Source organism: Streptomyces sp. NPDC001868 (assembly GCF_040297125.1).
In the GTDB taxonomy this organism is placed as follows: Bacteria; Actinomycetota; Actinomycetes; order Streptomycetales; family Streptomycetaceae; genus Streptomyces.
Genome location: NZ_JBEOYO010000094.1, coordinates 1 through 19,747, shown reverse-complemented (window position 1 = coordinate 19,747; position 19,747 = coordinate 1). Strand labels below are relative to the sequence as shown.

Annotated in this window: 17 protein-coding genes and 1 pseudogene; 10 read left to right on the top strand and 8 right to left on the bottom strand. The window is 71.1% G+C overall.

Features of this window, described 5'->3' with window-relative positions; all coding sequences use genetic code 11:
- The first annotated feature begins 214 nt into the window (after positions 1-214).
- Together ABT147_RS45655 and ABT147_RS45650 are read left to right on the top strand one after the other, a co-directional pair.
- Complete coding sequence (locus tag ABT147_RS45655) at positions 215-1,489, top strand: GNAT family N-acetyltransferase (RefSeq protein ID WP_351418130.1); 1,275 nt, start codon at positions 215-217, stop codon at positions 1,487-1,489.
- A gap of 382 nt (positions 1,490-1,871) precedes the next feature.
- Positions 1,872-2,714 (top strand): winged helix-turn-helix domain-containing protein, encoded by an 843-nt coding sequence (locus tag ABT147_RS45650; RefSeq protein ID WP_351418128.1) that lies wholly within the window; start codon positions 1,872-1,874, stop codon positions 2,712-2,714.
- 91 nt (positions 2,715-2,805) lie between these two features.
- On the opposite strand, the gene ABT147_RS45645 is transcribed toward ABT147_RS45650, so the two are convergent.
- Positions 2,806-2,997: a hypothetical protein gene (locus tag ABT147_RS45645; RefSeq protein ID WP_351418126.1), complete on the bottom strand. Its 192-nt coding sequence runs from the start codon at positions 2,995-2,997 to the stop codon at positions 2,806-2,808.
- Between the two features lie 195 nt (positions 2,998-3,192).
- On the opposite strand from ABT147_RS45645, the gene ABT147_RS45640 reads away from it, so the two are divergent.
- From ABT147_RS45640 to ABT147_RS45620, 5 genes are all read left to right on the top strand, one after another.
- Complete coding sequence (locus tag ABT147_RS45640; RefSeq protein ID WP_351418124.1) at positions 3,193-4,059, top strand: GntR family transcriptional regulator; 867 nt, start codon at positions 3,193-3,195, stop codon at positions 4,057-4,059.
- A gap of 29 nt (positions 4,060-4,088) precedes the next feature.
- The gene (locus tag ABT147_RS45635) at positions 4,089-4,808 is read left to right on the top strand and encodes an HAD family hydrolase (protein WP_351418122.1); all 720 of its coding nucleotides are present in this window, start codon (positions 4,089-4,091) and stop codon (positions 4,806-4,808) included.
- 227 nt (positions 4,809-5,035) lie between these two features.
- The gene (locus tag ABT147_RS45630) at positions 5,036-6,268 is read left to right on the top strand and encodes a phosphotransferase (protein WP_351418120.1); all 1,233 of its coding nucleotides are present in this window, start codon (positions 5,036-5,038) and stop codon (positions 6,266-6,268) included.
- A 19-nt stretch (positions 6,269-6,287) separates the two neighbouring features.
- Complete coding sequence (locus ABT147_RS45625; protein WP_351418117.1) at positions 6,288-6,905, top strand: TetR family transcriptional regulator; 618 nt, start codon at positions 6,288-6,290, stop codon at positions 6,903-6,905.
- A 78-nt stretch (positions 6,906-6,983) separates the two neighbouring features.
- Entirely contained in the window at positions 6,984-9,248 is a 2,265-nt protein-coding gene (locus tag ABT147_RS45620; RefSeq protein ID WP_351418115.1) for a HelD family protein, read from the top strand.
- 232 nt (positions 9,249-9,480) lie between these two features.
- Here the strand turns inward: ABT147_RS45620 and ABT147_RS45615 are convergent, their stop codons facing one another.
- The 4 genes and pseudogenes from ABT147_RS45615 to ABT147_RS45600 form a co-directional block, all read right to left on the bottom strand.
- Positions 9,481-10,377: a nitroreductase/quinone reductase family protein gene (locus ABT147_RS45615; RefSeq protein ID WP_351418113.1), complete on the bottom strand. Its 897-nt coding sequence runs from the start codon at positions 10,375-10,377 to the stop codon at positions 9,481-9,483.
- A gap of 489 nt (positions 10,378-10,866) precedes the next feature.
- Positions 10,867-11,466 carry a DinB family protein gene (locus ABT147_RS45610; protein ID WP_351418111.1) on the bottom strand — a complete coding sequence of 200 codons (600 nt, stop codon included), beginning with the start codon at positions 11,464-11,466 and terminating at the stop codon, positions 10,867-10,869.
- Positions 11,467-11,526: 60 nt separating this feature from the next.
- Entirely contained in the window at positions 11,527-12,423 is an 897-nt protein-coding gene (locus ABT147_RS45605; RefSeq protein ID WP_351418109.1) for a GNAT family N-acetyltransferase, read from the bottom strand.
- A gap of 281 nt (positions 12,424-12,704) precedes the next feature.
- Positions 12,705-13,064, bottom strand: a pseudogene (locus ABT147_RS45600) (MFS transporter); the annotation flags it as partial.
- 80 nt (positions 13,065-13,144) lie between these two features.
- On the opposite strand from ABT147_RS45600, the gene ABT147_RS45595 reads away from it, so the two are divergent.
- The 3 genes from ABT147_RS45595 (at position 13,145) to ABT147_RS45585 (ending at position 14,939) form a co-directional block, all read left to right on the top strand.
- Positions 13,145-13,642 carry a helix-turn-helix domain-containing protein gene (locus tag ABT147_RS45595; RefSeq protein ID WP_351418107.1) on the top strand — a complete coding sequence of 166 codons (498 nt, stop codon included), beginning with the start codon at positions 13,145-13,147 and terminating at the stop codon, positions 13,640-13,642.
- Positions 13,643-13,722: 80 nt separating this feature from the next.
- Positions 13,723-14,334 (top strand): hypothetical protein, encoded by a 612-nt coding sequence (locus tag ABT147_RS45590; protein ID WP_351418104.1) that lies wholly within the window; start codon positions 13,723-13,725, stop codon positions 14,332-14,334.
- A 257-nt stretch (positions 14,335-14,591) separates the two neighbouring features.
- A complete protein-coding gene (locus ABT147_RS45585) occupies positions 14,592-14,939 on the top strand; it encodes a DUF2516 family protein (RefSeq protein WP_351418102.1) in 348 nt (115 codons plus the stop codon).
- Positions 14,940-14,954: 15 nt separating this feature from the next.
- Here the strand turns inward: ABT147_RS45585 and ABT147_RS45580 are convergent, their stop codons facing one another.
- The 3 genes from ABT147_RS45580 to ABT147_RS45570 all read right to left on the bottom strand — a co-directional run bounded on the left by ABT147_RS45580 (position 14,955) and on the right by ABT147_RS45570 (position 19,593).
- Positions 14,955-16,292, bottom strand: coding sequence for a PP2C family protein-serine/threonine phosphatase (locus ABT147_RS45580; protein ID WP_351418100.1), 1,338 nt, complete (start codon positions 16,290-16,292; stop codon positions 14,955-14,957).
- Positions 16,293-17,218: 926 nt separating this feature from the next.
- Positions 17,219-18,334: a C40 family peptidase gene (locus tag ABT147_RS45575; protein ID WP_351418099.1), complete on the bottom strand. Its 1,116-nt coding sequence runs from the start codon at positions 18,332-18,334 to the stop codon at positions 17,219-17,221.
- 326 nt (positions 18,335-18,660) lie between these two features.
- Positions 18,661-19,593 (bottom strand): class I SAM-dependent methyltransferase, encoded by a 933-nt coding sequence (locus ABT147_RS45570; RefSeq protein ID WP_351418096.1) that lies wholly within the window; start codon positions 19,591-19,593, stop codon positions 18,661-18,663.
- Positions 19,594-19,747: the final 154 nt, after the last annotated feature.

The window sequence follows — 19,747 nt, the reverse complement described above, 5'->3', positions numbered from 1 at the left end:
CCCCTGAAGGCAACGGCCCCTGCGGGCCGTTGAAAAAGCACGGGGCGCAGCCCCTGCTTTTTCAGGGGCGCGGGGAACTGCGCGACCAGCCCCCACCGGAGGCGCGCCTTGGGGGTCGAAGGGGCGCAGCCCCTGGGGGGATGGGACGGGTAGGGGCGGAGGGGGCGGGAAAATCCCCGAGACACACCGCCGGACACGCCCCTAGCGTGAACCCATGAGCCCCTCCCACGCCCACGACGACATAGCCGTACGCCCCGTCACCGAGGAAGAGTTCCCGGCCTGGCTCACCGCCCTGAACACCGGCTTCCTCCGCGCCCCGGAAACCCTGACCCCCCAGGAACTCAAGGACCGCACCACCCACCTGGACCCACCCCGCACCCTCGCCGCGTTCGACCCCACCGCCCCCGCCCCCCAGCCCGTGGCGACCTTCCGCTCGTTCCCCCAGGAACTGACCGTCGTCGGCGGCCGCACCGTCCCCGCCGACGCCATCTCGAACGTCACGGTCAGCCCCACCCACCGCCGCCGGGGCCTCCTCACCCGGATGATGGCCCACGACCTCGCCGCCGCGAAGGACCGGGGCGACGTCGTCGCCACCCTGATCGCCGCCGAGTACCCCATCTACGGCCGCTACGGCTTCGGCCCCGCCACCTGGACCACCGAGTGGACCGTCGACGTACCCCGCACCGGCCTGGACCCCCGCTGGTCCGGCCCGGCGGACGGCGGCCGGGTCGACCTCGTCGACGGCGCGGCCGTACGCGCCCTCGGCCCCGCCCTCCACGACCGCCTGCGCGCCGCGCAACCCGGCGCGGTGAGCCGCGACGAGCGCTGGTGGCGGGTCAACACGGGCGACCTGCGGCTCTACGGCTCCTGGACCGAGCCGTTCTACGCGGTGTACCGCTCGGCGGCCGGTGAGGTCGAGGGCCTGGTCTCGTACGAGGCGGACGACACCTGGCAGATGAAGCAGCCGCAGAACACGGCCGACGTCAACTGGCTGATCGCGACGACCCCGGCCGCCGAGCGCGCCCTGTGGCACTACCTCTGCTCGATCGACTGGATCACCAAGGTCAAGTCGGGCTGGCGGGCCCCCGACGACCTCCTCCCGCACTTCTTCCCCGACCCGCGCGCCGTGAGCGTCACCACCCAGGCGGACTGGCTGTGGGTGCGGATCCTGGACGTCGTACGGGCGCTGGAGGCGCGGACGTACGCGGGGACCGGGACGCTGGTGCTGGAGATCGTGGACCGCGACGGCTTCGCGGACGGGCGCTACCGGCTGGACGCCGGCCCGGACGGGGCGAGTTGTGTGCCGACGGGCGACGACGGGGACCTCGTGCTGGAGGCCGCGGACCTGGCGGCGCTGTGGCTGGGCGACGAGTCGGCCGTACGGCTCGCCGCGCTCGGCCGGGTGCGGGAACAGCGGAAGGGCGCCGCCTCGATGGCCGACGCCCTGCTGCGGACGTCCAGGCGCCCTTGGTGCCCGGACGTCTTCTGACCTTTCTCGGTGTGGGTGCGGATATCCGTAGCTGTTCAGTTGTGGTTGTGGCTGCGCATTCAGTTGTGGCTGAACCATTCAGTTGTGACTGTGCGGACCGGTCGAACTCCCGGCTCCCCTCCGGAAGGGAGGTCGAACGGTCGGTCTGTGGGGCAGTTGTCCGGCAGTTGCCAGTGTCACCAACCAGCTGAAAGTTTGACCATGTTGCGAAAGTTGGTGACCAACTCTTCCTTACTTATCTCCGCTTGGAGTCGTCCGATAACCACCTTCCCACGAACTGCCCAAAGATGGCGAGAAGTTGTAGTGTTTGTGCGTGGAGCGGGAACGCACGACCGTCGATGGGCGGAAGTCGTCACAGGGGCCCCAGCGGTCACATCACGAGGTGGCCGACGTGTTGCGCGGCCGGATCAGGTCCGGCGAGCTGCGACCGGGGCAGCGCATGCCCACGCAGGCGAAGCTGGCCGACGAGTTCGGCGTGGAGCGCGGGGCCGTACGGCAGGCCTTGCGCATCCTGCAGTCGGAGCACCTGCTCACCAATGTTTCCAAGGGCAGTCCGGCGACTGTCGCCGCACGCGTGGGAGCGGCGGCGGCCGGTGGTCCGGGAGCGGCGCCACGGCCCACGATGGTGGAGCTTGCCCCTCGCATATCCGCAGCCTTCGCGGCCCCGCATGTGAAGATCGACGCCCTCTGTCTGACGTCCGTGTCCCTCACGCTCGCCGTGGGTGAGCCGTTGCGCGAGATTCACGCGGGGCGCATAAATCCGGCCAGGGTCGACGTCCGGGTGATGCTGCCCAGCCGTGACATCCCGCTCGCCTTCCCGGCTCCGGTCGACGCCTCGGTCGACGGCCGGCTGCAGCGCCGTTGGCTCGTCCAGCGCAACGCCCAGGGGCAGGTCCTGAAGCACAACCTGCTGGCGTTGCGGTCCACGCACGGCATCGACGTCCATGTCTCCTTCCGCGCGCTGCCCTTCACCCCGCCCGTGAAGCTGTACCTCCTCAACGGCCGCGAGGCGCTGTTCGCGTACTACACGGTCCAGCGGAAGGAGGCCGAGGTGGACAGTGAGCAGCTGGAGATGTACGACGCCGAGGGCACCCAGTCCACGCTGTTCGCGTTCGAGCGGAGCGCGGTGGGCGCGCCTCGGGACACCAGCTTCGTCGAGCAGTCCGGCCTCTGGTTCAACGCGCTGTGGGAGACCATCAGCTCCGACCTGCTGCTCACCAGCTGACAGCCGTCCTGATCGACCGTTCCGGCAGCAGTTCCGGCAGCAGTTCCGGCGGCAGTTCTGACGGCTGTCCTGACGGCTGTCCTGACGGTCGTCACATCGCGGGCCCGGCGAACATCAGCGCGAGGATGACCGCGCCGATCGAGCTGCACGTGTGGTTGTTCGCCTTCAGGCCGATCGTGAGGAACAGCAGGCCGACGATTCCCATGGTGCCGAAGCGCCACTCGACGAATCTCTGGAAGACGACGACGGCGAGGGCGGAGACGAGGGCGATGGCAGCGGGCATGGTGGTACCTCCTCCGAGGGGCTGGGGCGGCCGGAGGGCCGGGGCGGGGTGGAACTTTCGCCAACTTGAGCAAGTTGGCAACCAACTTTGTTTAAATGGTTCCCACTTGGTCTATGTTCATAACCACCTTCCCGTGAACTCCCCAAAGATGGGTGAGAGTTGTAGCGTTTGGTCGTGACCCAGGAGAACGTTGCAGTGAACGGCAGCAGAAAGCTCTCGGCCCAGGAGATCGCCGCCACCCTGCGGGACCGCATCCGCGGCGGCGACCTCAGGCCGGGCGCGCGCCTGCCCACCCAGGCCGAACTGGCGGAGGAGTTCGGCGTGGAGCGCGGCACGGTCCGTCAGGCGCTGCGCGCCCTCCAGGACGACGGGCTGCTGAGCAACGTGAGCAAGGGCAGCCCGCCCCGGGTCGCCGAGGCCGTCCACGCCCCCCGGGACGAACAGCCGCAGCCGACGATGGTGGGCCTCGGCCCCCGCCTCGCCGAGGCCTTCTCCGCACCCCACGTCCGCGTCGACGCGGCCTGCCTCACCGCCGAGACCCTGATGCTGGCCCTCGGTGAGCCGGTCCGCCGTATCCATGAGGGAACGATCCGCCCCGAGTCCATCGACGTACGCATCCTGCTCCCCTCCCGGAAGATCAACCTGGCGTTCCCGGTGCCGGTGGAGGGGCGCGGCGAGGACGACGAGGAGGACCCGGTCCACAAGCGCTGGCTCGACCAGCGCAACGCCCAGATCCGCGTCCTGCGCCACAACCTCCTGGCCCTGCGCACCTCCCACCAGCTCGACGTCCGGGTGACCTTCCGCGCCCTCCCCTTCACCCCGCCGGTCAAGCTGTACCTCCTCAACGGCCAGGAGGCGCTGATCGCCTACTACATGCTGATGAAGCGCGAGGAGCAGATGGCGGACGGCCCGCTGGAGATGTACGACGCCTTCGGCACCCAGTCCCTCCTCTTCTCCTTCGAGAAGGAGAGCGGCCCTCGCGACGCCGCCTTCGTGGATCAGTCCCAGCAATGGTTCAACGCCCTCTGGGAAACCATCACCACGGACCTGACACTCTCCTAGTGACTCCTGATACGGCGCAGACTGAACCGGTGACAGTAGAGACAGAGTCCCTTCGAGAGCTGATCACGCCCGTCCGCTTCGTGCTGTGGGACCTGGACGGGCCGATCTGTCGACTGTTTTCCGGGCATCCCGCGCACCAAGTGGCCCGAGACCTGGTCAAGTTGATCGACCGACGCGGGCTGGGCGGTCTGCTGACGGAGCGGGAACGGAGTACGGCCGATCCCCAGGTCGTCCTGCTGGGCCTGGGCAGTCGTCACCCGAGCAGCGATCTGATCATCGACCTGGAGAAGTGGCTCACCCAGCAGGAGCTGACCGCCGCCCCGAAGGCGTACCCCACCGAATGGGCCGACCCGCTCATCCGGACCTGGTCACAGCGGGCCAGATTCGCCGTCACGACCAACAACTCGGCGCTCGCGGCGGCCCGTTACATCGAGACCCGCGGCCTCACCGACTGCTTCCCCTACATATACGGCCGCACCCGAGACCTCGACCTGATGAAGCCGCACCCCCACATCCTGCGCCAGGCCCTCAACGCGATGGGCGCCGATCCCGCCCGCGCCCTGATGCTCGGCGACGCCCCCACCGACTTCGAGGCGGCCCGCGAAGCCGGTGTGCCCTTCCTGGGCTACGCGCGTACCGACCACAAACTCAGGGCCCTCCAGGACGCGGGTGTCCCTCTCCCGCACACCGTGAACTCCCTGAAGCCCGTCCTGGACGTGCTGCGCGGGCCCCTTCAGGACCCGGCCTGAACCATCGACAAGGGCCTTCGACAAGGGCCTTCGACGGGGACCTTCGACGGGGACCTTCGAACGGTCGCTCGGCGCGTGTATGTACGGGTCGAGGGGGCTGTGCGTTCAACCAGTGGACCGCCACCAGCGAATGAATCGCTTCTGGCACGATGCTCGCCCACGGAGGAGTAACGTGCCTCCACTTCCTTGATTTCACCTCTGGTGCGACCACGGCGAGAGAACGGGCAATGCCAGCTGAATCGGATTCCACGGGGCGGCGCCGCGCCGGTGAGATGAGCGCCGTCCCGGACGAGGTGGAGGGACCGCTCAGCGGCTACCACCACGAGACCTATGTCTTTCGGCTGCCGACCGAGGCCAGGGCCGGTGAGGGCGGACGCTGGAAGTGCCGTGAGCCGCGCGAGAGCCTGCTGTGGTTCGACCGGCGGTGCTTCGTCTCGGAGGAACGCCTGCTCACCGAGCTCCAGGGGCACATCGACAACATTCCCGATCTCATCGAGGTCGAGGGCACCGTCCTCCAGCGGTTCATCGAGGGAGACACGCTCGGGGCGCTGCACGCGTCCGACACGGCGGTCCCGGAGAAGGAGTTCGAGCAGATCCTCGCCCTGTTCCGGCAACTGGTCGCCGTCAGACCCCGGAGCCTTCTGGTGAAGCGGAGATGCGAGCCGCAGGACCGCGCGTCGGAGAGCGACAGCGCCGGGTTCCTCGACCGCCTGATCTGTTTCACCGAGGAGCGGGTGTACGGCGACAACCTCCCGGAGTACGGGAAGCTGTTCGCCGCCCTGAAGCTGGACGCCGACTCCTTCAAGCAGCTCAGAAAGCATGTCGCCGGCCTGCGGGACCGCCCCTTCTGCCTCCTCCACGCCGATCTCCACCGTGAGAACCTCATCGTCGACCACGAGCGCCGGCTCTGGGCCATCGACTGGGAGCTCGCCATGTTCGGCGATCCGCTCTACGACCTGGCCACGCATCTGTATCTGATGCGCTACCCGGCGGAGCAGGAACAACGGGCGACGGAGCGGTGGCGCGCGCTCGTCGAGGACGTCCGGCCGGGGAGTTCGCGGGGCTGGCGGGAGGATCTGCCGAAGCTTCTCGACTACAAGAAGGCGCAGTCGGTGTTCACCGACGTGATCCGCACCTCCCAGTCCCTGTGCCTGCAGCCCCGGGTGGACCGGAAGGCGCTGCGCGCCGCGAGCTGGACGGTCTGGGACGTGCTGAGCAGAGGCGCGCGGCCCCTGGGCGTCGAGGAGGTGCCCAGCGTGTCGGCGGTCGAGGCCGCGCTCGCGGAGTGGCTCCGGGCGCGGGACGGGCGTACGCGGTCGCGGCGACGGGACGGTGACCGCGACCAGGGCCGGGTTCGTGACCGGGATCGGGACCACGACCACGACCGCGACCGCGACCGGGACCGGGACCGGGACCGGGACCGGGACCGGGATCGGGATCGCGACCGGGTCGGACGGTAGGGCGCTTAGGCTCGACCGTATGAGTGAGACCGGCCTGCGGGAGCTGAAGAAGCGGCGGATGTACGAGAACGTCTCGGAGATCGCGATCCGGCTGTTCCTCGAAAAGGGGTTCGACGCGGTGTCCGTGGCCGAGGTCGCCGCGGCGGCGGAGATCTCGAAGCCGACGCTCTTCCGGTACTTCCCGGCGAAGGAGGACCTCGTCCTGCACCGGATCGCCGATCACGAGGACGAGACGGCGCGGGTGGTCGCGGGGCGGGCCGAGGGGGAGTCGGTGGTGGGGGCGGTGCGGGCGCACTTCCTCGCGGGACTGGCCCGGCGGGACCCGGTGACCGGGCTGAACGACCATCCGCAGGTCCTCGCGTTCCACCGACTGCTCTACGGGACTCCGTCGCTGGTCGCGCGGGCCCACGGCCATCTGGAGCGGGCCGAGGCCGCGCTCGCCGAGGTGCTCGGCGGCGGGCTCGACGCACGGGTCGCCGCCGGCCAGATCGTCGCCGTACGGCGGGTGCTCGCGGAGGAGAACTGGCGGCGGATCGAGCGCGGGGAGCCGGTGGAGGAGGTCGGGCGGGACGCCGTCGTCGCCGCCGAGCGGATGTTCGGGCGGCTGGAGGGGGCGCTTCCGCTGGGGGTTGCCTGAGGCGGGCACCGCCTCCCCGACCCGTGATTCACGGTAAAGAATTTAACTCGGTCACGTTATTTCGGTACGCTCGGGGGAATGACGTCTCTCGAACCTGCCGCCGAACCTGCCACCGATCCTGTCGCCGACCCCGCCCTCCGGCACGCCCTCGCCCATGAGCGCGCCTACCACGACACCTGCCGCGCCGCCCTCGCCGCCATGGTCGAGGGGGCGGGGGAGCAGGTCGTGGTCGGTGAGGACGTCTCCGCCTCGGGGGCCGACGCGGAGGTGCTCGGATACCGGCTGCGCAGCCACGCCAAGGAGATGCGTGAGCTGCCGGAGGGGCCGTTGTTCTTCGGGCGGCTCGACTTCGCCGAGTACGCAGGAAGCGGCCATGCGGGAGGTGACCGCGCCGGAAGCGACCGCGCCGGAAGCGACCGCACGGGGCTGAGCGACCACGCCGGCAGCGACCGCACGGAACTGAGCGACCACGCCGGGCAGAGCTATCACGTCGGGCGGTTGCGGGTCAGTGAGGATCCGGCCGTGCCGCCCCTCGTCGTGGACTGGCGGGCGCCGGTGTCGCGCGCCTTCTACCAGGCGAGTTCCCGTGATCCCCGGGGTGTCGCCGTCCGGCGCCGCTTCGGGTGGGCGCCGGGCAGCCGGGGCGACTCGGCCGACCTCACGGGCATGGAGGACGAGCATCTGGACCGTGGCGGCGCCCCGGACGACCAGGACGCGGCCGCGCCGGGCACCCTCCTCGCCGCCGAGATCGAGCGCCCCCGGCTCGGCCCCATGCGGGACATCGCCGCCACCATCCAGCCGGAGCAGGACGACCTGGTACGGGCCGATCTCACCACCTCCGTCTGTGTCCAGGGCGCCCCGGGCACCGGCAAGACGGCCGTCGGCCTGCACCGCGCCGCGTACCTCCTCTACACCTACCCCCAGCGCATCCGCCGCGGCGGACTGCTGATCCTGGGCCCGAACCGCACCTTCCTCTCGTACATCGCGGAGGTCCTGCCGGCGCTGGGCGAGACGGGGGTACGCCAGTCGACGGTCATGGACGAGATCGCCCGGCACCCGGTCACGGCGGAGGACGACGAACGGGCGGCGGCCGTGAAGCACGACGCCCGGATGGCGGAGGTGCTCCGCCGGGCGCTGTACGCCAGGGTCGCGGGCGGCGGCAGACCGGGGGAGCGGTTCGACTCCCTCGTCCTGACGGAGGGTTCGTACCGCTGGCGGGTGTCCGGGGGCGAGCTGCGGCGGATCGTGGCGGACGTACGGGCGGAGGAACTGCCCTACGGCATCGGGCGGGAGCGCGTCCGGGCGCGGGTCGTGCGGCTGCTCCAGGAGCAGGCGGAGCGGCGGGCCGGGCCCCGCCCGAACGCGTGGCTGTACCGGATCTCGCGGTCGCGGCCGGTCGGCGCGTACGTCGACGCCGTATGGCCGAAGGTCCGGCCGGAGGAGGTGGTCGCGCGGCTGCTCGGGGACCCGGACGCGCTGGCCGTCGCGGCGGAGGGGCTGCTCGACGCGGACGAGCGGAAGGCCGTCGGCTGGGCGAGGCCGCCGCGCACCTGGCGGTCGGCCCGCTGGTCGGCCGCCGATCTCGTCCTCCTCGACGAGGTCGCCGGGCTCCTCGCCCACCCCGACGGCTACGGCCATGTCGTCGTCGACGAGGCCCAGGACCTCTCCCCGATGGAGTGCCGCGCGATCGCCCGCCGCGCGGCCTACGGCTCGGTGACCGTCCTGGGCGACCTGGCCCAGGGCACGACCCCATGGGCCGCCCGCGACTGGCCCGCACTCCTCGCCCACCTGGGCAAACCGGACGCCCACGTCGTCCCCCTCACCACCGGCTTCCGGGTGCCGCAGGCCGTCGTCGGGCTGGCGAACGGGTTGCTGGGGCGCCTGGGGGTGGACGTGCCCGCCGCCCGGTCCCTGCGGCGGGACGGGGAGTTGAGGGTCAGGAGGGTGGAGGGGGAGAGGGCGTGGGAGGAGGAAGGGGAGGCGGAGGGGGCAGGTGGTGCGGGCGGTGAGGGTGTCGTCGCCGAGACCGTGGCCGCCGTACGGGACGCGCTCGCCCATGAGGGGTCGATCGGGGTCATCACAGCCGATGGACCGGATGTCGTACGGCTGCGGAAGGCCCTCGACGAGGCCGGGGTCGCCACGGGAGGTCCGGGCGAACTCGGCGCGCGGGTCGCGGTGTTGGGGGCCGGGGTGGCGAAGGGGCTGGAGTACGACCATGTCGTGGTCGTCGAGCCGGCCGCGATCGTGGCGGCGGAGGGGCGGGGGCTGCACCGGCTATATGTCGTGCTCACGCGCGCGGTGTCACGGCTGGACGTGGTGCATGCGCGGGCGCTGCCGTGGTGAGGGGTGGGACGGGGCAGGCGCGGTGAGGTGAGACGCGGTGCGGTGAGGTGAGGCGTGGTGAGGTGTTGCCGGAAGGCGACGGAGTCATGACCGTACCGCCACCTCGGTGATCGGGCCCGTGGCTACGGTGAGCGGGCGCCGGTGAGCGGCCGAACACGAGCCCGATCTCCCTCCCCCCAGGGGGCTCGTGCGCGCCGCTCACCGGTTGATCACGCGGGGTTCCGCGCCTCTCCTACGAGGCCGCGGGCTCGCTCCCGCGTTCCGCCTCCCACTCCCGGGGCTTCGCCGCGCCGTCCAGCAGCGGGATCAACTGCTCCTCCTCGTACGTCAGATGGGCTTCGAGCGCGGCGATGAGGCGCTCCACCTCGGGGAGTACGGCGACGGGGTCGGCGTGCTCGTCCGTCACCACCCGGCGCAGGTCCTCGACGAGGGCGGCGATGCGCTCGTGCTCCTCGTGGAGGCGGGCGAGGGCCGGGGCCAGCTCGGGGTGCTGTTCGCCGAGGAAGGGGAACAGGCCCATGTCCTCGCCGGTGTGGTGGTTGTGGAGGCCCTGGCAGAAGGCGAGGCAGTTGACGCGGAGCTGGGCACCGAGGCCGGCCCGGCCGCCGCTCGCTGTCAACTCCTTCTTGATCAGGGAGAGTTCGCGGCGGAAGGCGTCATGGACGACCTTGAGGGCCTCGCCCATGGATCCGGCGTTGATGTTCGGCGGGCCGGCGACGGGGAGCTCGCGCAGGGCGACGACCGGGATCGTACGGTCCGTCTTCGCCTGGTACTCGGCCCATCCCGGGTCGGACTCGACCGCCCGCGCGAACGCCCGTTCCCGCTCCTCGCCGTCCAGGACGACGGCCTCGGCCTCGTAGGTGAACGCCCCGCTCTCCACGGTGACTCGGGGGTCGGCCGTGATGTTCCGGTACCAGTCGGGGTGTTTGGGCGAGCCGCCGGCCGACGCGATGACCAGGATCGTGCCGTCGACGTCGGGGAGGTAGCCGAGGGGGGTGGTGTGCCGGGTGCCGGTACGGGCGCCGGTGGTGGTCAGGAGGATCAGACGGGCGCCCTCGAAATAACCGCCGACCTCGCCGTGACTGGCGCGGAATTCGTCGATGACTTGCTGATTGAAGGGGTTGGGCATTCTCTGCTTTCCGTGGCGCGCGACATGAATGGTCGCGGAATTCGGGCAGGGGTGATTGCCGCAGCGCGCGACAGCGGGCGGCCGTCGGAATGTGCGTCGACGGAATGCGCGGTGGAGCGCAGTGGGCGCGTTGCGGCGCGTTGCGGTGGGTTGCGGTGCGGTCGGTTGCGTTGCGGTGGGAGGGCTCGACGCGCGCGAAAGGAACACCGGCGGAACACGGCGGAACACCGGCGGAACACGGCGGAACACCGGCCGTGCACCGAAGAGGGTACAACGCGGCAGGAAAGAAAGAGAGCGGTGTTCGGCGCGCGGAACTTCAGCAGGCGGGCTCCTGGCCCGCCCCGGCCTCACTCGGAGGCCGGGCAACCAATCCGCTCACGGCTCAAGGCCGACCCGGCAGTCATACGGTCAACGTTATAGGGAGGGAGCGGCGTCGGGCAATGCGTATTCGGCCGGAAAAGGAACGACCTCTCGATCGGTCGGCCGGATTCACGCCTTTCGGTCGGCCTCCTTGGCCGCGTGTTCCAGTCGGCCGCGATAGTTCTCCCACCACGCCGGGTCGCTCGACGGAATGCTCGTGTTGCCCTCGTTCATGCCGACCGTGCCGTCGATGAGTTCGCGGAGGATGTCGGCGTGCCCGGCGTGCCGGTGGGTGTCGGCGATCACGCGGACCACGGCGTGGTGCAACGTCACCTCGTCCTTGCCGTCGGGCCACCACGGCACCCGGCCGACGGTGTCCAGCGCCAGCGCGCCGATGGTCGCGTCCGCGTGCGCCCAGGCCCGGCGGTAGAGCCCCACGATGAACTCGCGGGACTCGTCGGAGGTGGCCCACATGTCGGCGTTGGGCTCGGCGTCATCGGCGAGCCAGGGCAGCGGCTCGCCGTGCGGCCGGCCGAAGGTGTCGCCGAGATAGCCCAGTTCGACACCGGCCGCGTGCTTCATCAGTCCCAGGATGTTGGTGCCGGTCGGCGTCAGCGGGCGGCGGGCGTCGTACTCCGACAGCCCATCGAGCTTCCACAGCAGGGCATCGCGGGCGGACCGCAGATAGAAGAGGAGGTCGGCCTTGGCATCCGAAGCGGCGGAGGTCATGGGGCAAGTCTGCCGCTCCCACGATCGTTTTCCACCGTCTTTCCGCTGCGGGGCCGCTTCTCAGTCGGCCTCGGCTTCGGGCGACGTGGACTTGAACGCGTAGACCGTGAAGTTGGTCAGCAGGACGTATCCGAGGCGCTGGTAGAGGGCGTTGCTGGTGGGGTTGCCGGGGTCGGTGAACAGCACGACGTCCGTCGCGCCCGCGGTCAGCGCGGCGCGGCTCGCCTCGACCGTCACGGCCGCCGCGTAGCCACGGCCCCGGAGATGGGCCGGGGTGTAGACGGGGTCCACGCGGACCATGCCGCCGACGATCGAGGTCGAGGCCGCCATGGAGACGGGCGTGCCGTCGAGGGTCTCCCAGAACGTGAAGTGCCGGTCGCCGAAGCGCGAGTCGTCCCAGGAACCGGCGTCGATCAGGTCGATGGAGGCCTGTTCACCGACGTCTACGCAGAACTCACGGCAGAAGCGGATGAGTTGCTCCCGGTCCCGCTCGCCCACGAGACGGCCCCGGCCCTCCGGGAACGGCTCGGGCGGGGTGAGCGTGCCGAGGCGGTAGAGATGGAGCCGCGTGGTGACCATCGGCTCCGCGCCGGTGCGCTTCTGCCAGGCCTCGGCGAAAGCGGTGGACGCGTCGTGGTCCCCGCTGACTCCGGGGACGGGGTGACCGACGCCGGCCAGGTGGTCGGCGAGTGCGTCGGCCTGCTCCCGGGTGACGGAGGTGAGGCTCAGGAGACCGGCCGGGCCGCGCTGATAGAAGCCGGCGTGGACCTCGCCCTCTCGCTCCAGTCGGCCGAATACAGGCGCTTCGGCGCCGTGCGCGGGCACCCCGTTCGCCCGGTACTTCTCGATCACTGTCAGCTGCATGGTGTGCAGGCCGGGCCGCGAGCGCAGAAAGTCCCCAGCTCGGGCGTGAAAGTCGTGGACGTCTTCGGTGAGGTACCAGTCATCCGATCGCATGCCCCATGCTCCCCGATCCCGCCGACCCGCCCCTGACTTTTCAGCCAGGGGTGGGACGACGGGGTTCTGGTGGAGTCTGGGAGGAGTCCAGGTGGGCTGGGGCCCTACTCCGTGGGGGACGGCTCCGACCGGACACCCGGTCCCGCCCCGGCGACGCCCGGTCCTGCCCCGGTGACACCCGGTCCTGCCCCGGTGACACCCGCTCCTGCCCCGGCGACGCCCGCTCCTGCCCCGGCGACGCCCGCTCCTGCCCCGGCGACGCCCGGTCCTGCCCCGGCGACGCCCGGCCCCGACCCGAGGACGCCCGGTCGTCGTTCCTCCCGCCCCCACCGTCCCAGCGCCGCGAGAGTCAGCGTCACGATCACCGACGCGGCCGCCATCAGTGTCATCGCCGTGGCCGGGGAGGTCAGTTGGGCCAGTGTGCCCGCGAGGACGGCGCCGACACCCTGCATGGCGCCCATACCGGTGGCGTGCAGGCCGAGGGCCTGGCCCGAGAGGTCGTCGGGGGTGAGGGCCATCAGCCGTTCCTGCAGAACCAGGCTCGCGGCGAAGCCGACGGAGGCGACGGTGACGGCCACGGCCGACAGCGCCACCCCCGGCCGTAGGAAGAAGAACACGTCCCACGCCCTCAGCCAGGTACGTGGACCGCGTCTCAGTGGTCTAGCGCACTTTTGCAAGCAGGTGCTTGCAAAAGTTAGCGGGGGTGGGGCATGGTGGAGGCATGGCATCGCTCAACGTCGGCAATCTCGGTGAGTACCTGCGTGAACAGCGGCGGAACGCGCAGCTGTCGCTCAGGCAGCTCGCCGATGCCGCCGGGGTGTCCAATCCGTATCTGAGCCAGATCGAGCGCGGGCTGCGCAAGCCGAGCGCGGAGGTGTTGCAGCAGGTCGCCAAGGCGCTGCGGATCTCCGCCGAGACGCTGTACGTGCGGGCCGGCATCCTCGACGCCGAGCGGGATCGCGACGAGGTGGAGACACGTGCGGTCATCCTCGCCGATCCCACGCTGAACGAGCGGCAGAAGCAGGTGCTGCTCCAGATCTACGAGTCCTTCCGCAAGGAGAACGGGTTCGAGATCGAGATCGAGATCGAGAGTGACGTCGACGTCGACGTTGACCTCGGCACCGGTGCCGGCCTGGCGGCGGACTCGGGAGAAGCTCCGGCCCCTGGCTCTCGTACGGCCGACGGCGACGATGCCGGTCCGCGGCCGACGGCGAGTTGATGACGGAACCGTCGAGCACGGACCGGAACGAAACGAAACGACACAAACCCTCAGCTGAAAGCAACCGGAGGACCATCACCATGGCCATCACCGACGACATCCGCAAGGCCGTCACCGACCCGACGCCGTTCTACTTCGCCGCCGGCACCGCCGACCTCGCCCTCCAGCAGGCGAAGAAGGTCCCCGGCATCGTCGAGCAGCTGCGCGCCGAGGCGCCGGCCCGGATCGACGCCGTGCGCCAGACCGACCCGAAGGCCGTCCAGGAGAAGGCGACCGCCCGGGTCAAGGAGACCCAGGAGAACCTTCAGACCAAGGTCACCGAGCTGATCGGCACCCTCGACACCGACCTGAAGAAGCTGGGCGAGACCGCTCAGGACCTGGCGCTGCGCAGTGTCGGCGTCGCCGCCGAGTACGCGGTGAAGGCCCGGGAGACGTACGAGAAGGTCGCCGAGCACGGTGAGCAGGCCGTGAAGACCTGGCGTGGCGAGGCCGCGGAGGAGATCGAGGAGCTCGCGATCGCCGTCGAGCCGAAGTCCCAGCCGGTCGAGGTCAAGGACGAGCCGGCCACCGTGAAGCCGGTCCCGGCCCAGGCCCAGGCCGCGCCCGCCCCCGCCGCCAAGAAGCCGGCGCCGAAGAAGGCCCCGGCCCGCAAGACGACGGCCGCGAAGAAGACCACCCCGCCCGCCAAGTAAGCGGCAGGGCGCGCTTCACAGTGGGCGACATAGCCGGCGGAAGACCCGGCGACAGAGTGAGAGGTGCCCGAGCGGTGCCTCGGAGGTACCGGCGGGGTCGCCGCGTGGTGCCTCGCGGTACGGAGACGGGCCGGGCACCTTTGGGGTGGCCGGCCCGTTCTACGGGTACGGTGGCCGCGTAGGAGCCGGTATCGGCACGGGTGCGGGACAGCCGGCCGGCAGTCGGAAGAGCGAACGGAACGGGTGGTGTGGGCGGCATGCTGATGACGGGCTTCGCGGGGTTCCTGGGACTTCTGAAGATCGTCCTGATGGCCCTCGCCGCGTTCGGGCTGTTCGACGCGGCGTTCCGGCGTGAGGACGCGTTCCGTGCGGCGGACAAGCAGACCAAGGTGTTCTGGCTGGTCATCCTCGCGATCGCCCTCATCGTGAGCTATCTGTTCCACTTCCTGTCGTTCTTGCCGATCATCGGCGCCATCGCCAGCATCGTGTACATCGTGGATGTGCGGCCCGCGGTCAAGCAGGTGTCGGGTGGTGGCGGGGGCGGCGGACGCCGCGGCGGCTCCAGCAGCGACGGTCCGTACGGGCCGTACAACGGCGGTCGGTGACCTGGCCGGCCTCGGTCAGCCCTCTCTGTCCAGCAGGAGGACCGCCACGTCGTCGGTCAGTTCGCCGCCGTTGAGGTCGCGGACCTCGTTCACCGCGGCGCGCAGCAGGTCCTCGCCGCGCAGGCCCTCGGAGAGCTGGCGGCGGACCATCTCCACCATGCCGTCCTGGCCCAGCCGCTCCTTGCCCTCGCCGATCCGGCCCTCTATCAGGCCGTCGGTGTAGAGCATCAGACTCCAGGCGGCGCCCAGTTCGATCTGGGTGCGCGGCCAGCGGGCGTTCGGGATCAGGCCGAGGGCGGGGCCGCCGTTGTCGTACGGCAGCAGCTCGGCCGGGGCCGGCGGGGTGGTCCGGCCGCGGCGCCCATGGCGGACGATCAGCGGGGACGGGTGGCCGGCGAGACAGAGGCCCGCGCGGCGGCCGTCGGGGGCGATGTCGACCGTGCAGAGCGTCGCGAAGATCTCGTCGCTCTCGCGCTCGTGCTCCAGGACGCGCTGGAGCGTGGACAGCAGTTCGTCGCCGCACAGCCCCGCGAACGTCAGCGCCCGCCAGGCGATCCGCAGCTCCACACCGAGCGCCGCCTCGTCCGGGCCGTGCCCGCAGACGTCGCCGATCATGACGTGCACGGTGCCGTCGGGGGTGCGGACGGTGTCGTAGAAGTCTCCGCCCAGCAGGGCGCGGGAACGGCCCGGCCGGTAGCGCGCGGCGAACCGCAGGGACGAGCCCTCCAGGAGGGGCGTCGGCAGCAGGCCGCGCTCCAGGCGGGCGTTCTCCTGGGCCCGCAGCTTGGACTCGGTGAGCCGGCGCTCGGCCGTGTCCGACCGCTTTCGCTCCACCGCGTAGCGGATCGCGCGACTCAGGAGGCGGCCGTCCAGTTCGTCCCGGAAGAGGTAGTCCTGGGCGCCGACCCGTACCGCCTCCGTGCCGCGTTCGGTGTCGCCGGTGTCGGTGAGGGCCAGTACGGCGTGGCGAGGGGCCAGCTCCAGGACGTGCTTGAGGACGGAGAGTTCGTCCGCCGGGCGGTCTGCCGCTTCGGTGTCCGTGTCGGTGGGGCGGGCCGGGGGTGTGAGGGCCAGGTCCAGGAGGATGCAGTTGACGTCGTCGGTCAGCAGCCGCTGGGCCTCGGTGAGGTTGCGGGCGGTGCGGACGCGGATCGGCTTGCCCGTGGAGTCGAGCAGCTCGGGCACGTTGAGGGAACCCGCCGGGTCGTCCTCGATGAGGAGGACCGTGAGGTTGGTGGGGCCGGTGGGCTGCGCGGTCGGGCCCGCCGGGGCCGTGGTGTGGGCGCCGGTGGGGCCCGGGGAGCCGGGCGGGTCTGTGGAGTTGTGTGTGGGGGCCAGGGCCGGGGCGTTCATGGCAGCCCCCTCTCCGGACGGTCCGCTGGGTGCGGACACGGTGTGCGCCTGACCACTCTCCACGGCCGGGATCGCTCTCTGCCGCGGTACGGGTACGGGCATCGTCTTGGGTTCCTTCCCTCCCCCCGAGGGCATGGTGGGGCGAGGGACTCCGACCCACCGACGGGGACCTTAGCGCCAGGCGCCGCCGCAACGGAATGGTCGACGGGGCGCCGGGCGGCAATCGGCCTGCGTCATATGCCGCATCCTGTACCGCACTTGGACATGGCAGGGCTTTCTCCTGGGATGACGAATGTCACGCGGCGAGGGTTGAGCCGGGCGGGGAAGGTGGCGAGAGTCACGTGGGGTGGGTCACGTGGGGGGTCTTTGGGGTGGGTTGGGGGTGAGATGGGGCGGGGTGGGGTGAGTTCGGGGGAGGGTTGGGGGCTGGGTAGGACCGGGAGGAGGCCGGGGGAGGGCTGGGAGCCGGGTGGGACCGGGAAGGTCGGGGGTGGGCTGGGGCAGGGTGGGACTGAGGGGAGGCCGGGGGTGGCTGCGGGGCTTGTGCCGGGTGGCCCAGGGGGATTTCGCCCCCGCCGCCCTTACCCTTCCCATCCCCAGGGGCTGCGCCCCTTCGACCCCGCCCGCGTGCGACCGCGCCGGGCGCGCCCTCGGCCACGCACCCGCCTGCCAGTTCCGAGCTCTCGGCTCGCGCGTCCGGTTTGGCCGCGCCTGCCTGTTCCGCGTCCAGTTCCGCGCTCTCGGCTCGCGCGCCCGGCTTGGCCGCGCCTGCCTGGTCCGCGTTCAGGCCCGAGCCCTCGGCTCACGCACCGGGCCTGCCCCCGCCTGCCCGGTCCGCGTCCAAGCCCGCGCCCCCAGGCCACCCGCCCGACCGCGCCCCGTCCCAGCACCCAGCTCGTGCCGCCCCGGCCCGCCCGCACCCCGCCTCACACGTCCGGCCGTACAACCCCCAGGATCTGCATCGTCCCCGCCCCCGCCACCGTCACCTTTCGGTTGGGTCGAGGGGCGTGGACTACGGAGCCGTTGCCCAGGTACATGGCCACGTGGCTGGCGTCGGCGTTGTAGATGATGAGGTCGCCGGGGCGCATGTCCTGGATGTCGATGTGCTTGAGCTGGCGCCACTGTTCCTGGGAGGTGCGGGGGATGGTCAGGCCGGCGGCGGCCCAGGCCTGGCTGGTGAGGCCGGAGCAGTCGTAGGTGTCGGGGCCCTCGGCGCCCCACTCGTACCACTTGCCTACCTGGTCCGTCGCGAACTTCACGGCCTTCTTGCCCTGCGGGGACGCCTTGCCGTTGATCTCGGCGAGGATGCCGGAGTCCAGCCACGCGGCCTGTGACTGCTGCGCGGCATCCTCCTCCAGCTGGGCCAGCCGCTCCCGCTCGTCGTCCTCCAGCTGCGCTTCCAGCTCCTGGGCGGCGGCGATCTGCCTCTTGATCTTCTTCTTGGCCTTTTCCTTGGCCTTGCGGTTGGCCTCCAGCTTTTCCCAGCGCGCGGAGGCGTCCTTCGAGTACTGCTCCAAGTCCTGCTGGGTCTTGTTCATCTCGGCGAGCAGGCCCTTGGTCGCGAGCTGGCCCTGCCGCAGACGGTCCGCGCCCTCAAGGAAGTCCTGGGGGTTCTCGCTCAGCCACAGCTGCACCTCGGGCGGGAGGCCGCCGCCGCGGTACTGGGCGCGGGCCGCGGCGCCGATGAGGTCCTGCAACTTGTCCAGCTTCGCGTGACCCTCGACCACCTCGTGAGCCAGATCGACGATCTCCTCGGACTGCTTGTCGGCCTTCTCCTGGGCCGCGTTGTACGCGTCCGTGGCGACCGCCGCGTCGTGGTAGAGGCCTTCCAGCTTGGTGCGTACGGCCTCCAACTCCTCGTTCGTCACGGGGGTCGAGACCGGGGCGGGCGACGACGAGGACGAGGGCGTCGGACTCGGGGTCGGAGTCGGTTCGTTCGGTTTCGTCTGGCTCGCGTACGCGGTGACCGGTGCGCCCAGCACGGTCACCGCGCAGACCACGGCCACGGCCACCATGGTCAGGTTCCGCTTGCCGACTCCCATGCCCCTTGCCCCCAACCCCAATAGAAACAGCACTGGTTAACCGTCAGTAACTTGTCGGTGCCCGGGTGATCGTGTCACGGCGTCGCGGAATACGACAGAGGTGGGCAAGGACTCACGTCTCCCCGCTCCCTCGCGTTCCCCCCTCCTTGCTTCCCCCTTGCTCTCACTCGCGTGGCATCGTCCCCGTCTGTGTGACGAACGGCCCGAGGCGATCGTTCCCGTGCGTCACGGAAATGTCGCTCTGTGTAGTCGGAGTTGGTTGAGTCGGGTCGAGTCGGGTTGGGCCGGGGCAGGGGTTGGGGTCGCGCGGGTTGGGGCCTGGCGGCTCACCCTCTTGGGGCCAACGCCTCCCACGCCACCGTGACTTCGCCCTGCCGCCAGCGCGTCACCCCGTCCCGCACCGGCCAGTCCGCGCTCAGGGCGCGGACCGTGCGGATCCAACGCTGCCGGGCACCGTACGAGGCGTACGGCGCCGCGGCGGCCCAGGCGCGGTCGAAGTCGCGGAGGAAGGCGTGCACCGGTTCGCCGGGGACGTTGCGGTGGATGAGCGCCTTGGGGAGGCGTTCGGCCAGGTCGGAGGGACGGTCCAGGGAGCCGAGCCGGGTGGCGAAGGTGAGTGTGCGGGGCCCCTCCGGGCCGAGCGCGACCCAGACGTGCCGGCGCCCGACCTCGTCGCACGTGCCCTCGACGAGCAGGCCTCCGGAAGAACCCGGCAGGCCCCCGGAGGAGCCCGGCAGGCCCCCGGAGGAGCCCGGCAGGCCCCCGGAGGAACCCGCCAGGCCTCCCGAGGACCCGACGGAATCGGGCGGACCGCTTGAGGAGCCGGGCAGGCCTCCCGAGGAAGGGGGCGAGGCCGGTTCGAGGCGGGCGCACAGGCGCTCCCAGACGGCGGCGACCTCGTCCTCGTCGTACTGGCGCAGGACGTTCGCGGCCCGGATGAGGGTCGGGCGGCCCGGTACCGGCACCTCGAAGCCGCCGTGCCGGAAGGTCAGGCCCTCGCACGCGTACGGTTTCGCCGCCTCGACCCGCGCCGGGTCGATCTCGATGCCGACCACCTGTGTGCGGGGCGCTGCCGCGCGCAGTCGCCGGAGGAGTTCGACCGCCGTCCAGGGGGCGGCGCCGTAGCCGAGGTCGACGGCGAGGGGGGTGGGGGCGCGGCGGAGTTCGGCGCCGTGCGTTGCCGCGATCCAGCGGTCCATGCGGCGCAGACGGTTGGGGTTGGTGGTGCCGCGCGTCACGGTGCCGACTGGTCTTGCCATGGGACTGAGCGTATGCGCGCCCGCGCCGGGACCGCGCCCCCGGGCCCTCGCCCTCAATCCCCTAGTAGTGCTTGGTCAGGTTCGTTCGTCGGTGGCGTGTCTGTTTGGTCGGGTGTGTCGTTGACCGGGTGTGCTGGGTGGGGAGTTGGCCGCG